This window comes from Xanthomonas indica, assembly GCF_040529045.1.
GTDB classification, from domain to species: Bacteria; Pseudomonadota; Gammaproteobacteria; order Xanthomonadales; family Xanthomonadaceae; genus Xanthomonas_A; species Xanthomonas_A indica.
The window spans coordinates 785714-801112 of sequence record NZ_CP131914.1 but is presented as its reverse complement, the minus strand read 5'-3'; the positions used below and the strand labels follow the sequence as shown (position 1 = coordinate 801112).

The window sequence follows — 15399 nt, the reverse complement described above, 5'->3', positions numbered from 1 at the left end:
AATTTACTACTTTCCTCTGCTGGGCGTCTGATTAGGATAGCCTGTAACTTTCCCACCAGGGATAAATCGCCTATGCGTCACTCCATCACTGTCAACAATCCATTCGAAGACACCGTTCACGCCTCTATTGGATCCTTCCAATTGTCTCAGCTCCGCGGTTCCTAGTATTACACCTTTAGGCCCCCTGACTGGTATGCTAAATACAGATGCATCATCTGCATAGTTATCAATAAAATCACTGAAGCCGTGTTGTCCATCATCCAATTTGTTGGCGCTACCAATACGAGGGTTTTCCAACACTCGGTTATTTACTCGCACAGGGTGATTGATCATACCATCGCCCCATATTGCATCCGGCAACAAGTTGTTTGGCGTTCCCAATCCAAGGCGTGCGGCATCATCTACCACTGCATCTACTGGCTCGAGATTTTTTATCGGCAGAGTCCCCGCTGATCTACCCAAACTGGGAACCGCGCCAGATGGAACAAATCCAATTAGGGAATAGAGCGCTTCTGCATAAGGCGTGGGCAGCCCTGTTTTGCTGAGTAGCATTCCACCTAACGTGGACGTCGCTTCACCCGTTGCCGCCGTTTCAAAGCCGGCGGCAGTCTGATCTGCACCCCAAGGTATAAGTACACAAGAAATGGCGGTCTCTAAGCATCCTCCGCTACCTGCGGACATGGCTGCTGCGCCCGTTGCTGCTTGTAATGCACCGCCCAAGCGCGCAAAGGGATGTCCATTGCTGTTATCCCACTTCGTCGTAGCATCTGTCGCTACATCCAACACCCCATAGTCGAACAGTTGCTCGTCAGGCGCTTTGCCCGTTTTTGCTGCGAGACTTGTGCCGAAATTTTTGTACGTCTGCGTCGACAGCAGATCTTGCTCGTCTTTGAGCGGAACACCCGCGGCTTCAACAGCTGCCCAGAATTTTTGTTCTTCACTACCATCCGCATATTGAGCAGAGCATTTCACTAGCGCGCATGCGGCTGCAGTGAGCCGTGCCTCTTCGGCGGTATCACCCTTGCTTAGTTCCTTGATCCGATTGATTTCTATGTCCGTCAGCATGCGGTTGTTTTCGACCGCATTGCGCGTGATCGCACTGCCGACGGCGGTGTCATTCAAGCTTCCGCCCGTGATCCCGCCGACCAGCGCGCCAACCGCCTGCGACAGTGCCAGAATCGTCTGCTTGTCCTGCTCTGACAGGTCGCTCGGCTTGGCGTCGGCGCCGTAGAGCGTCTTTGTCAGGTACTGGGCCGCCAGCTCACCACCGGCGCCGACCAGTGCACCGCCTGCGGCCGAACTGCCGTTGGCCTCGGCCAGCACAGCACCCAGCAGCGCATGCGAGAGCAATTGCGCTGCCGCATTCGGGTCGCTGCCGTGGTCGCCATCGAAGGTCCGCCCGATCAGTTGCGCCGCGTACGGCGCCAGCGCGTTGCTTGCCGCCTGCGTGCCGCTCTGGCCCGACACCCCGCCCACCAGTGCGGTGGTCACTGCCTGCAAGGCGCGGCTGTACTCGCCACCCGTGCCCCATTGGGTTTGGCTGGTATAGGCATCTCGGTAGGCTGCACTCTGGCTCAGCAACAGATCCTGCTGCTGAGTTGGGTCCAGCTTCGCGAACGCCGCTTGTTGATCGCCGTTCAGGCCTTCCAGGTAGGCATCGCGCGCCTCGGCAGTCTTTTGTGCCGCGTTGGCTGCGATGTCACCTGCCACCTGCCGACTGGTCTCCAGCACGGTCCCGGCGGCCGCGCCCATGGCCTGCTGTTCGGCCAACACCTTGCGCACGTCCGGCAGCGTCGCCAGCGCCTCGGTCGCCTTGCTGGCATCGGTGTTGATGCCCGTCTCAGCCGCCGTGGTGCGCTTGCCGCCGATCGTGATGTTGCCTTCGGTCAGCGTGGCGCGCGTGGTCGTGCTGTCGTTGCCGCTCTGGGACATCGGCAGCCCGCCGCCCAGCCCGCCGCTGTTGACTGAGCCGTAGTTGCCGTTGGCAATCGTGTTGCCGATGTCTCGTGCCTGCCCGCCCACCGTGCTGCCATCGGCCCCGGTAGACGATTGACCAGTACCGCTACTACCGAACCCGCCAGCGAGGCTGCCAGAACTGGCCGAGTAGCCCATCCGGTTCTGCAGGTCGCTGAAGGTCAGCGAGGTGGCGGTCAGTTCGCTATTGTCCGCATTGGTGCTGGCGATGGCGCCGCCGACCAGGTTCACATTGCCCGCATCGACGTGGTAGCCCCCCTTGCCGGCGAACAGGCCCGACTGTTCGGTCACGCCGGAGGAGGTGCCGTTGGCGTTGGCGGTGCTGGCGTAGCCGCTGGCGTCCCAGGCGGTGCCGAAGGACACCTGGATGCGGCCGCCATAGCCGCTCTCCTTGGACTGGATGTTCGAGGTGTCCTGCAGCGACTCGATGGTCAGATCGCCGCCGGTCTGCACGTCGATGCGGTCGGCCTTGGCTACTGCGCCGCGCAGCGTGGTGTCGCCCTTCGAGGTGAGGGCGATGTTCTGCGCGGCCAGCTCCGTGTTCTTCCACGTGGCGCTGTCGGCGTTGGAGGAATGGCTGCCGACGCTGGCCTGCACATAGGCATAGACGCCGGTCTGCGCGCCGACCGATGCGCCCACGCCCACTTCCAACCCAGCATTGCTGCCCTTGCTCTGTTCCGAACCCGAGGAGTTGCCTGCTTCCAGCACCAGGTCGCGCGCTGCGTCCAGGCTCAGGGTGTCGCCGGCCTTCAGGTTGCCCTGCACCACGTGCAGGTCGCCGCTGGTGCTGGTCAGGCTGACGTTGCCGCCGCCGCTGATGGTCGAGCCTTGCGCGGTCTGGCTGCCGGCTTTGTACTTCTCCGTGCTGGTGGCATAGCCCACGCCCGCTTCCACGCTGACCAGCGCGCCGCTGCCACCGTTTTGCGCGATGCTGCTGATCGCACTGGCGGCCTGATAGCCGTTGGCCACTGCCGCCATGCCCTGCATCGCCGACAGCCTGCCGTCGGAGTTGCGCGCCGCATCGACGTTGTTGATCAGGTCGATCAGTGGCGACTTCACCCGCGCGAACGCACCGATCTTCAGCGTGTCGTCCTGCGAGGACGCGGCATGGCTGTCGTTGGCGGTGAGCAGTTGGATCGACGCGGCAGTCACGTCCACGTCCTTGGCCGCGACCACGTTGCTGGCGCTCTGCGTGTAGGTGCCGCCTGCGCTCAGGTTGACGTTGCCGCCCAGGCTGCCCACGCTGCTGGCCACCTGCGTCACCGTGGCGTTGTCGTCGCGGTGCTTCTCGGTGTGATAGCCGGAGAAGCGCTCGGTGTCGGAGATGACCACCGTGCCGATCGCCTTGTTGTCCGAGACGTTGGCGTTGCCGGCGGTGTCCTGCCCGCTCTGGATGGTCAGGTCGCCGGCGGCATGCATGGTCACATCGCCCGTTGACGCGATATTGCTGGCGGTCAGGGTGATGTCGCCCTTGGTCGTGCTCAGGTTGGCGTTGCCGCCCACCGACAGTTGCGTGCCGGTGATGGTATCGGTCTGGCCGTTGCCGTTGCCCTTCTGGTTGTAGTTGCCGAACGGCAGGCCCGCCGCATTGTTGAAGCTCCAGCCCTTGCCGCGGCTGTCGTTGCCGCTGGACTCGGTGGTATGCGCCACGCCCAGGTCGATGTTCTGGCTCGCCAGCAACAGCGCGTTGCCCTCGGCCGACAGTTGCGTGCCCTGGCTGGTGATCGAGCCGTCGCTGGCGAGCAGGGTCAGGTTGCCGCCGGCGCTGACCTGGCTCACCCGCGCGGTACTGGTGCTGTCGTTCTGACCGGCAGTGGAGCTATGCGATCCGGCCTGGATCACCACTGGGGTAAGTGCGGCCGCGGTGCCGGCCGTATCGCCCTCGGCGCGGCGGCTGAGCTTGCCCATGGTCGAACCGCTGTCGGGCATGTTGCTGGTCGCCGAGTCGCGTGCGCTGCGATACGCCGCGGCCGGGTCGTAGGTCACGCCGATGGAGAAGCCGCTGGACTTGCTCGACTGGTTGGACTGGTTGTCCACCGTGTCCTGTGCCGCGAGCAGCGCGATGTCCTTGGCCACCAGGGTCAGGTCCTTGCCGGCGGCGACGTCGGAGGCACCGATGGTCAGGTGATCGCCCGCATTGATCAGCAGATTGCCGTTCTTGGCACCGACTGCCGAGGCCACCTGGGTGGTGCTCTCGGTGCTGCTGTCGCTGCTGCTGCGCGACTTGCCGTAGCCGAGGCTGGCCACGCCGCCGGAGAAGCTGGCGCTGAAGCCGGACTTCTTCTGGGCGCTGCTGTGCGCTTCGCTGCTCTGGTCCTGCGCCGAGACGATGGCCACATCGTTGCCGGCCACCAGTCGCGCGTCCTGCTGGGCCAGGACGGTCGAGCCGACCACGGCGATGTCGTTGCCTGCCTTGATCTGCACGCTGCCAGCGTCCAGCGACGTGCCCACGGCCAGGCTGTCGTGCCACTCGTCATGCGTCGTCGTGGTCTTGCTGGACAGGAAGCCCTTTTTCTTCTTCTGCATGTCCTGCACGGCGTCGTGCTGCTCCTGCTCGGCGAGCAGGTTGACGTCGTTGCCGGCGGACACGGCCAGCGTGCCCTTGTCGGTGAACACGTTGGCCGCGGTCAGGTTCACGTCGTGGCCAGACTGCAGGGCGATGTCGCCGCCAGCGGTGAACTCGGTGCCGTGGACGGTCTCGTCGCGGGTGCTGGTGGTCTGCTTGTAGCGCTTGCGCGTCTCCAGGGTGGTGCTGCTGTCGACCGTGGTCAGCGTGGTGCTGTTGAGGTCGTTGCCGGCGACCACGGCCAGGCCGTTGCCGGCGTCGAGCTTGGCGGCGGTCAGGTTGACGTCGTGGCCGGCGCTGAACACCAGGTTGCCGCCAGCGTTGAGTGACTGCTGGTCGATGTCCTGGGTGGTCGTGGTGGTGACGACCTTGGTCTTGCCCTGGCGGCTCGCCTCGGTAACGGTGTGGCTGTCGCCCAGTACCGAGGTCACGTTGAGGTCGTGGCCGGCGGAAGCGATCAGGTTGCCGTCGGCGGTAACCTGCGCCTGGCGAATGGTCAGGTCGTTGCCGGCGGCCAGTTGCAGGCTGCCGCCTGTATCGATGCTGGTGCGCACCGTCGCCTTGCCGTTGGCGTCGGTGGCCGGGGTCAGCGACAAGTCGTGGCCGGCCTGCAACGCGGCGTCGCCGCCGGCGGCGATCGTCACGCCGTGCAGTTGCAGGTCGTTGCCGGCCTGCAGGGACAGGTTGTTGCCGATGGTCAGGCTGGTGCCTACACCATCGTGCAGCTCCCCCTTCTCCCGCGTGCTGGCGGTGGGTTGCAGGATCAGGTCACGCCCGGCCTGCAGCGCTGCGCTGTTGCCCGTCTGGACCGTGGTTCCGGTGAGGCTGATGTCGCGCCCCGCCTGCAGCAGCAGATTGCCCTGCGCCACGATGCTGGAGCGCCCATTCATGGCATCGCCGCTGGTGCTGCTGGTCAGGTCGCGACCGGCGCTGAGCAGCACGTCGCGACCGGCGATCTGGCCGCCGAGGTTCAGCAGATCCTGCTTGGCCTGCAGTGCCACCGTGCCACCGGACGCGATGCGACCCTGATTGAGCAGGTTGCCGGCGGTGGCGCTGACGTTGGCGCCGCTGATGGTGCCGCTGTTGCTCAGATCGGCCGTGGCGTTGAGCACGGTGTCTCCCGCGCCGCCGGCCAGCAGCGCGCCGTCGCTGCGCAGGGTCAGCGCGGTCTTCGACGACAGGTACACCACCGGCACCAGCACCTTCTGGCCCTGATACTCCTGTTCCACCATCCACACGATGTCGTGGGTCAGCGCGGCGACCTGATCGGCGGTCAGCGCCACGCCCACGCTCAAGTGCAAGGCGTCGGCCTCGGCCACGCCGCCGTCCAGCAGCGCACGGTACTGCGCCACGCCGTCGGCATAGTTGCCCAGGTAGCGGCGGCCGGTGAGCTGGGTGATCTGGTCCAGGACCAGACGCTGTTCGTAGAAGCCATCGCCCAGGCGGGTCTGGGTCCACTGCGGATCCACGCCGAGCTTGTCGAGCAGGTAGTCGCTGCTGATGAAGTTGTTGTAGTCGACGAAGCGCGGATCGGTCTCGATCAGGTAGCGGCGGCCGGGGGCGCTGTTGTTGGCCTTGACCCCGCCCAGGCCGTTGGCGGCGCGGCCCAGCGTGTTGACGCTGGCGCCGCTGCTGCCGACCAAGCGATACAGTCCGCCCATCGGCAACACGATGTTACCCAGCGGCGCACCGACGCCGCCGACCACTTGCGGCACCTGGCCGGTGCCGGGGTCGACCTGCTGGTATTGGCCGGGCACGGTGCCAGCGGTGAGCACCGCCTGCGCGGTGCCGGCCTGGACCTGGCTGCGGCTGCCGCTGCTGGCACCGCCGAGCTGGGCCTGCACGCCGCTGGCCTGGACCTGGGACGCAGTGGCGCTGCCGCCGTTGGCCAGGGTGGCCTGGCCGTCGTCGATGCGGATGGCATCGAGGCTGGCGGCAACGATGCGGTTGCCGACCGCAGCCTTGCCGGTGGCGGCCGCGGTCTGCGCCTGCACGGCGATCCCGCCGGCGCCGCCAGCGCTCTGCGCGCCGCGACGGTTCAGGACGCCACCCTGGGTGGCATTGAAGGCGGCGCCGCTGATGCTGCGGCCATCGCTGCCGACCGCGCCGTTGCTGATGGTGGCGCCGTTGATCGCCACGCCCTGGCCGCCGGTCATGTTGGCGGCGAGGGCGATGTATGTGTTCTGCAGTGTGCCGGTTCCAACGACGGACGCTCGCGTGCCGCCGATGCTGCCGGTTCCCGACTGCGATTCGGAGTCGTCGATACTGCAGGCCGTCTTGCCCGGGGGCGGCGTGCAGCCGCCGGAACGCGGGCTGTCGGTGTACTCGGTGTCGGTGTAGTTCACCGTCTGCTTCAGCGCGAGCGCCTGGTTGAGCACGCTTTCGTTGCCGCCGATCATGCCGTCGGCCAGACCGGACACGCCGCGCTGGTTGACCCACAGGCCGCCGCCCGCCGCGATGGTGGACGCGGTGTTGGCGACGCTGCCGGACAGCGCGATGTTGCCACCGGCCACGATCCGGCCTTCGGCGCTGGCCGCGGTCACGCGTTCGCGCGACTGTGCGTCGAAGGTCCGGAACAACCCGAGATTGTGGCCACGATGACCAGCAGGTTCCGGGTCGTTGCGCAGTTCCTGCTCCGGCATCGCCTGGTTCGCCGCGGCGCGCTCGTCCGCGGTCATGGCCGAGGTCGCCGTGGCGATCGTGCGCCGCCGATTGTTGATCTGATTGGCCGCGATCAGGATGCTGCCATCGGCTTCGATGCTGCCCGAGACGTTGTCCAGCGTGCCGGTGCGCGCGGTGAGGGTACCGTTGCCGTCGCGCGCGGCGCCGATGGCGATGTTGCCGAGGCTGAAGATCTTCGCGTCGCGGTTGACCAGTTGGTCGCGCACCAGCAAGGTCATGCCGCTGGTGGCGCCGATCAGCGCGCTGCCGTAGGCGGCGTTGTCGGTGGCGCCGCCGAGATCGGCGCCATTGACCAGGGTGCCGGTATCCACCAGCACGTTGCCGCCGACCAGGCTGCCGGTGTTGGACACCGACCCGGCAGTGACCTGCAGGTTGCCGCTGGCGGAGAGGTCGCCGGCGTTGGTGACGCTGCCGCCGGTGTTCAACTGCACGTTGCCCGAGCGCATGCTGGCGCCGGCCACATTGTTGATGCTGCTGGCATTGATGCCGAGGCTGCGCCCGGCCTGCAGCGCCGAGGCGTTGACGAAGTTGCCGCCCACCGCCAGGCGGAAATCGCCATTGCTGGTGATGTCGGCACCGGCGCGATGGGTGTAGTCGCTACGGATGGTCAGGTCGAGCAGGTTCTGGCCGAGGATGCTGCCGCCGCCGTCGAAGCCGACGGTGTCGATGACCACGTCGCCCGCGCCACCGGCGCTGCTGCCGGCGCCGATCTGCCCGCCGCTGTTGCTCAGGCTCTGCAGGGTCAGGCGCACCGCCTGTTCGGCCTTGATCTTGCCGTTGCGGTTGTCGAGCGTGGCACCGCTCCGCTGCAACAGCATGCTGCCGCCGGCGTAGGCGTTGCCGCCCTGGTTGTCGAGCGCATTGGTGTTGGCAATCAGGTCGCCGCCGGCCACCAGTTGCCCGCTGGCGTTGGCGATGCTGGCGGCGTCGAGCACGACGCTGCCGCGCCCGCCCAGGCTGCCGCCGACGTTGCGCAACTCGCCGCCGGTGGTGAGCCGGGTGAGGCCGCCGCCGTTGTTGGCGATGCTGCCCTGGCTGTTGTCGATGCGGCCGCCGGACAGGGTCATGGCGTTGCCGCTGTCGAGCTGGCCGCCGCTGTTGAGCAGCGCACCGGTGACCGCGACGCTGAGATCGCGGGCGGCGCCGATGCGGCCGCTCTGGTGATTGTCGAGCTGGCCACGCGTGGTCAACGCCAGGTCGCGCCCGGCCTGCAGGGTGCCGGCGCTGTTGCTGACGTTCTCCGCGCTGAGGGCCAGATCGGTACTGGCGCCGAGCAGGCCGCCATCGTTGGTCAGCGCATGCGCCAGATCGGCGCGCAGATCGCCGCCGGCACCGTTGGCGCTCACCGCCTGCAGCGTGCCGCCGCGGTTGTCGAGGCTGTCGGCGCGCAGCACGAGGCTGCCGCCGGCGGCCTGCAGCACGCCGCTACGGTTGTCGAGCGCGCCGTTGCCCAGTTGCAGGTTCAGGCCGCGCGCGGACACGTTGCCGCCGACGTTGCCCAGTCCGGCCGCGGTGACGCTGGCATCGCCGGCCGCGGCAATGGCGCCGCCCTGGTTGTCGAGCGTGCTGCCGGCGCTGAGTTGCAGCTGGCCCTGGGTGAGGATGCGACCGCCGGCATTGCCGAGGGCGCCGCTGCTGCTGACCGTGAGCGTGCCGCTACCGGCGTGTTCGATGCGCCCTTGCGCGTTGTTGATCGACGCCGCGCCCAGTTGCAGGGCGCTGCCGTTGCTGACCAGACGGCCGCTGCCGTTGTCGAACGCGCCGGTGACGGCGATGCGAGTGGTGCCGCTGCCGCTCTGCACCAGGCTGCCGCTGCCGTTGCGCAGCGTCGCCGCGCCCAGGTCCAGGCCCGCCGCCTGTAGTGTGCCGCCGACGCCGTTGAGCGCGCTGTTGTCCAGCGCGCCACCGGCGCGCACGGTGAGCAGGCCGCCGGCCAGCAGGTCGGCGCCGCGGTGATCTACGTCGCCGCTCGCGGTCAGCGCGACATCGCCGCCGACGCGGGCGGTGCTGCCGGCCAGCGCGAGTTGCGTGGCATCGGCGGCGAGGTTGCCGGCGGCGATCAGACGGCCGCTGGCGCTGAGCGTGCCATCGGCATGCAGGGTCAGCGCGCCGCTGTTGCCGAGGCCGCCATCGGCGCGCACGCCCGCCGCCGCCACACCGCCGATGGCGACGTTGCCGCCGCTCAGGCGCAGATTGCCGCTGGACAGGGTCTGCCCGGCGTTGTCGATGCGCTGGCCCTGCAGCGCGATGTCGGCGCCGCTGACGGTGCCGTGCTGGAGCACGCCGGCGTCGCTGCCGAGCACGACCTGGTTGGCGTTGAGCGTACCGGCCACGGTCAGGTCGCCATGCGCCTGCAGTTGCAGCGTGGTCGCCGCGCTCAAGGCGCCGCTCTGGGTCAGCGCACCGCCGGCCTGTGCGCTGAAGGCGCCGGCCGAGGCCAGGGTGCCGCCCAGAGTCAGATCGCCCTGGCTGACCAGGGCCACGTCGCCGGTTTCGCTGCCGAGCTGGCCGCTGCTGGCGACGCTGGCCGCCTGCACGCGCAAGGCGCTGCCGGCGATCAGATCGCCGCGGTTGTCGATGGCGCCATTGGCGGTCAGCGCCAGGCGCTGCACGCCGTAGCTGCGGCCGGTCTGCTGCAGCGAACCGACGTCCAGTTGCAGGCGCTGGCGCGCACGCAGCGCGCCGGCGTTGCTGAGCAGACCGCTCACGGTGAAGGTGCCATTGCCCAGGGCGGCGAGCATGCCGCTGGCGCTGTTGGTGGCGCTGGCGGCGGTAATGCTCAGGTCGGTGCCGGCAACCACCTGGGCGGCATTGTTAAGGGCACCGGTGGCGCGTAGGTCGAGCGTCGAAGCGGACTGCACCAGGCCACCGAGTGCGAGATCGCCCGTGCTGGTCATCGCCAGCGTGGTGCCGGCGTCGACGGTGCCCTGGCTGTCGATGGCCGCGCCGTTCAACTGCAGCGCGCCGGCGCTGTGCAGCACGCTCTGGTTGCCGCTGCGCAGGGTGCCGCCGGCCTGCAGGGTGGCGTCCTGGCCGGCGCTGAGGCTGCCGTTCACTTGCAGGTCGCGCTGCGCCTGCGCCTGCAGTCCTTGCGTGGTGGCGAGTTGGCCGCCAAGCGACAGGTCGCGCCCTGCGCGCAGGTCCAGTGCCTGCGCGCTGAGCGTGCCGGCCTGCAGCAGATCGCCCTGTGCCCGCGCGCTGAGTCCGGTGGCGGCGGCGACGGTGCCGCCCAAAGTCAGGTCGCCCTGGCTGGTCAGCGTCACCTGGCCGCTCTGGCTGCCGAGCTGGCCGGTGCTGGCGATGCGCGCGGCGTCGAGCTGCAGGTCGCGCTTGGCGATCAGTTCGCCCTGGCTGTCGATGGCACCGCTGGCGTGCAGGCCCAGTGCGTCGCCGGCGTAGGCCTGGCCGCTGTGCTGCAGGTCGCCGACCTGCAGGGTCATCGCCTGGCCGGACTGCAGGGTGCCGGCATTGGCGAGCGTGCCGGCGGTGGTCAGGCCCAGCGCGCCGCGCGCGGCGAGGCTGGCGCCGGTGACGTTGGCGATGCCGGCGGCGGTGACGGTGAGATCGCGCCCGGCCAGCACCTGTCCGGCATTGGTCAGCTGCGCTCCCGCAGTGAGCGCGAGGTCGCGGCCGGCCTGGGCCACGCCGGCCACGGCCAGGGCGCCATCGCTGTGCAGGCCCAGATCGGTGCCGGCGTCGAGCGTGCCGCGGCTGTCGATGCTGCCGCCCTGCAAGGTGATCGCACCGGCCGTGCTCTGCAACACTGCGGCGTTGCCGGTGGCGACGCTGGCGCCCTGCAGCTGCAGGTCGCCGCTGGTCAGCGCCTGGCCATCGACGCTCAACGCACGCTGCGCCTGCAGCGTCGCGCCGGTCGCGCTCTGCAATCCACCGGCGACGCCGACATCGCGCCCGCTCAGGGCGATCGCGCGCGCCTTGGCCACGCCGTCCAGGCGCAGGTCGCCCAGCGCGGTGGCGTTCAGTGCCTGCGCGGCGATCACGCTGCCGCCCAACTGCAGGTCGCCCTGGCTGGTGAGCGTGACCTGGCCGTTCTGGCTGCCGAGCTGGCCGCTGTTGCTGAGGCTGCCCACGTCCACCAGCAGATCGCCGCCAGCGATCACGTTGCCGCGGTTGTCCATCGCGCCGCTGCTACGCAGCGTCAGCGCCTGGCCAGTGGAGAGCGTGCCGCTGTGCTGCAGGCTGCCGGCCTGCAGGGTCAGCGCCTGCTCGCCGCGCAGCAGGCCGGCGTTGTCGAGCAACCCATCGACGTGCAGATCCAGTCCGCGACCGGCCGCGAGCGTGCCGGCAGCGCGGTTGACCGCGCTGCCCGCCTGCACCTGCAGATCGCGCCCGGCCACCACGCGGGCGCTGTTGTCGAATGCACCCGCGGCAGTCAGCAGCACGTCGTTGCCGCCCTGGGCGATGCCGGCCAAGCGCAGCGCGTCCTGAGTGTGCAGGGTCAGGTCGGTGGCGGCGTCGAGCGCACCCTGGCTGTCGATGCTGCCGCCCTGCAGAGTGATCGCGCCGGCCGTGCTCTGCAGCACGGCATTGCTGCCGGTGGCGATGCTGGCACCCTGCAACTGCAGGTCGCCGGTGGCCAGGGCCTGGCCATCGACCCCGAGCGCACGCTGCGCCTGCAGCGTCGCACCGGTGGCGCTCTGCAACGCACCGGCGACGCCCACATCGCGCCCGCTCAGGGCGATCGCGCTCGCCTTGGCCACGCCGTCCAGACACAGGTCGCCCACTGCGGTGGCGCTCAACGCCTGCGCCGCGATGACGCTGCCACCCAGCGTCACATCGCCAGCGCTGGTCACGCGCAGTTGGCCGTCCTGGCTGCCCAGCTGGCCGCTGCTGGTCACGCTGCCGGCGCTGATCGCCACATCGTGCTTGCCGATCAGGTCGCCGGTATTGCCCAACGCGGTCGTTGCCTGGACGGTCAACGTATCGCCGGCATAGGTGCGGCCACTCTGTTGCAGGCTGCCCACGGTCAAGGTCGCGGCCTGACCGGCCTGTACCAGACCGGCGTTGTCGAAGGTGCCCTGTACGCTGGCGTCGAGCGTCGTCTGCGCGAGCCACTGGCCTTGCGCCTGGTTGCTGGCGCTGGCGGCGGTGAGCTGCAGCGCGCGCCCGGCGAATACCTTGGCCTGGTTGTCGAGGGTGCCGTCGGCCAGCACCGCGACATCGCGCCCGCCCTGGGCGAGGCCGGCCAGGTGCATGTCGCCCGTGCTGTGCAGGCGCAGATCGGTGCCTGCGTCCAACGTGCCCTGGCTGTCCAACACGGCGGTATCCACCTGCAGGGCGGTCGCGCTCTGCAGGATGGCGCCGCTGCCCAGTGCGACGCTGGCGGCGTTGACGCCGACCGCGCCGCTCGCGCTGGCCTGGCCGTCCACGCGCAGCGCACGTTGCGCCTGCAGTTGCAGGGTGTCGGTGCTCTGCACGGTGCCGGCCACGCCCAGGTCGCCCGCAGCGGCGAGCTGCACGCCGGCCGCACGCAGGCTGCCGCGCTGCTGCAGATCGCCGAGCGCCTGCGCGTTCAAGGCGCCGGCGGCCACGACCACGCCATCGAGTTGCAGGTCGCCGCGGCTGTTCAGCAGGACCTGGCCGTGCTGGCTGCCGAGCTGGCCGCTGCTGGCGAGACTGCCGGCATCGATCTGCACATCGCTGCCGCCGACCAGGTCGCCCTGGTTGGCGACGGCGCCATCCACGGTCAGCGTCAGCGTCGTGCCGGCATTGGCCGAGCCGGCCTGCGCGAGGCTGCCGGCGCGCAGGCCGAGCGCACCACCGGCGTACAGCTGGCCGTCGTTGGACAGCACGGTCGCGCTGCTCAGGCTGGCATCGCCCAGGGCCGACAGGCTGGCGCCAGCGGCGTTGCTGAGACTGCTGGCGTTGGCGCTGAGCGCGCCGCCGGCCACGACCTGCGCCTGGTTCTGCAGCGCCCCGACGCCGGTCAGCGTGAGGTCGCCACGCGATTGCACGGTGCCGGCCAGCGACAGGTCGCCGGCGCTGCGCAGCGCCAGGGTCGTGCCAGCGTCGAGCACGCCGGCCTGGGCGATGCTGGCGCCGTCCAGCGCCAGTGCGCCGCCGGTCTGCACCTGCCCGCTCTGCAGCAAGGCGCCCTGCGCGTGCAGCGTGGCGTTGCCGCCGGCCGCCAGGGTGGCGCTGCTGCGCAACTGGCCATCGGCGCTCAACTGCAGGTCGCCATCGGTACGCACCACGCCGTCCAGCGTGGCGTCGCCGGCGGCCTGCAGCTGCGCGCTGCCTGCGCCCAGGGTACCCGCTTGCAGCAAGGCGCCGCCGGCCTGCGCGGTCAGCGCGCCCTTCGCCGCGACCTGCCCGGCCAGGGCCAGGTCGCCGCGGCTGCGCAGGGCGACGTCGCCACCCTGGCTGCCGAGTTCGCCGCTGCTACGCAGTTGCGCCGCGTCCACGCTCAGCGCGGCGCCGGCGACCAGGCTGCCGCTGTTGTTCAGCGCCGCGGTGGTGGCGAGCGTGGCGTTGCGCCCGGCGTAGCTGCCGCCAGTGTTGCCGACGCTGGCCGCGTCGATGCGCAGGTCGCGTCCGGCGTACAGGGTGCCGGCGTTGTCGAGCGCGCCCGGCGTCGCCAGCGCGACGTCGCCGCCGGCCGAGACCACCGCACCGGCCGCATTGCCGATCGCCGCCGCGCCCAGATCCAGGCGCCCGCCGGCGCTGAGCTGGCCGAGCGTGTCCACGCGTCCGCCGGCCTGCACGCTGGCGTCCTGCCAGGATTGGGCAAGGCCGGACAGGCGCATGTCGGCATCGCTGCGCAGGCTGAGGCCGGTCCCGGCGTCGAGCACGCCGGCGGCATCGATCCGCGCCGCCTGCACCGCCAGGCTGCCGGCGCTCTGCACGGTGCCGCCTTGCTGCAGCCAGGCCGCTCCGGCCTGCAGCTGCGCCGCGCCACCGGCGTAGGCGCTGCCGCTGCTGCGCAATTCGCCGCTGGTACTCAGCGCCAGATCGCCGCCGCTGTAGAGACTGCCGCCGGCATCCAGTTCCGACCCGAACAGGGTGATGGCGCCGGCGCTGCTGCGCCCGCTGTGCACCAGCGCGCCGCTGGCGGCGGCGTCGAGCAGACCATGGGCGATGGTGTCGCCGCCCAGCGTCAGTTGCGCGGCGCGCAGGCGCACGCCGGCCTGCTGCGAACCGAGCACGCCCTGCTGGCTCAGCGCGCCGCTCGCGCGCAGGTCGACGTCGTCGCGGGCCACCGCGGTGCCGGCCAGGCTGAGCTGGCCGGCGCTGTCGATCTGCAGGCTGCCGCTCTGCGCGGACAGGGTGCCGCGGCTGACCACGCCCACGCCGGCCTCGGTGGCGATCAGGCGGATGCGGTCGGCGTACATGCCGCCCAGATACGCCACGTCGATGCCGATCGCCGGCGCTGCGCCATCGCTGCCCGGCAGCACCTCCAGCAGCATGCCGTCGTAGCCGATGCGCTGCGCACCGGCGCTGGCCAGCAGGTCCTTGGCCCACACCGAACCGCCCACGCTCAACTGCCGCGACAGCAGGTCCAGGCGGTCGACGTTGTACGCATCCAGGCCATTGCTGCCGACGCTCAGCGCGCCGCCGGTGATGGAAAACCCGTTCAAGGCGCCATCGGCGCCGAGCAGCGGGGTGCCGGTGGCCAGGGTGACGCGCGAGGTGTTGAGGAAGCCGCAGCCGTCGCAGACGATGCCGTTGGGGTTGGCGATCACCAGTTGCGCCTTGGCGCCGGCGATTTCGGTATAGCCCTGCAGGCGGCTGGTGGTGGAGGTGACTTCGTTGAGGATCAGCGTGGCCGCGCCGCTGTTCTTCAGGTTGTCGTTGCCGGCGATGTAGCCGCCGAGCTCGGTCTTGGAGATCTGCGCGCTGTTGTTGAGGATCAGGCCGTTGCTGCCGACGTCGAAGCGCGAATAGCGGTTGTGCGAGACGCCGCGCGCGTTGGGGGCGACGATGTCGACCACCGGCACGCCGTTGGCGGCGGCCTGCTGGCCGGGCTGGCGTCCGTCCGGATTGGCGACCGGCGCAACCTGCGCGTACAGCGGCAGCGAAGTCCAGGTGACGGTGCAGCACAGCAAGGCGGCCAGGCCGCGCTTGAGCGGCTCGAGCAGGCGGTGGCGGCGGTCGGTACGGTCCATGTGCATCGTCATGTCTCTCGTGCCGCGCACCGCGGCAAAACCCATCGCGTTGCC

At 69.6% G+C, this 15399-nt stretch carries 1 protein-coding gene; it reads right to left on the bottom strand.

The window, feature by feature from the left end; translation table 11 throughout:
- Positions 1-6: 6 nt before the first annotated feature.
- Complete coding sequence (locus Q7W82_RS03390) at positions 7-15357, bottom strand: hemagglutinin repeat-containing protein (RefSeq protein ID WP_353949509.1); 15351 nt, start codon at positions 15355-15357, stop codon at positions 7-9.
- Between the last annotated feature and the right edge of the window lie 42 nt (positions 15358-15399).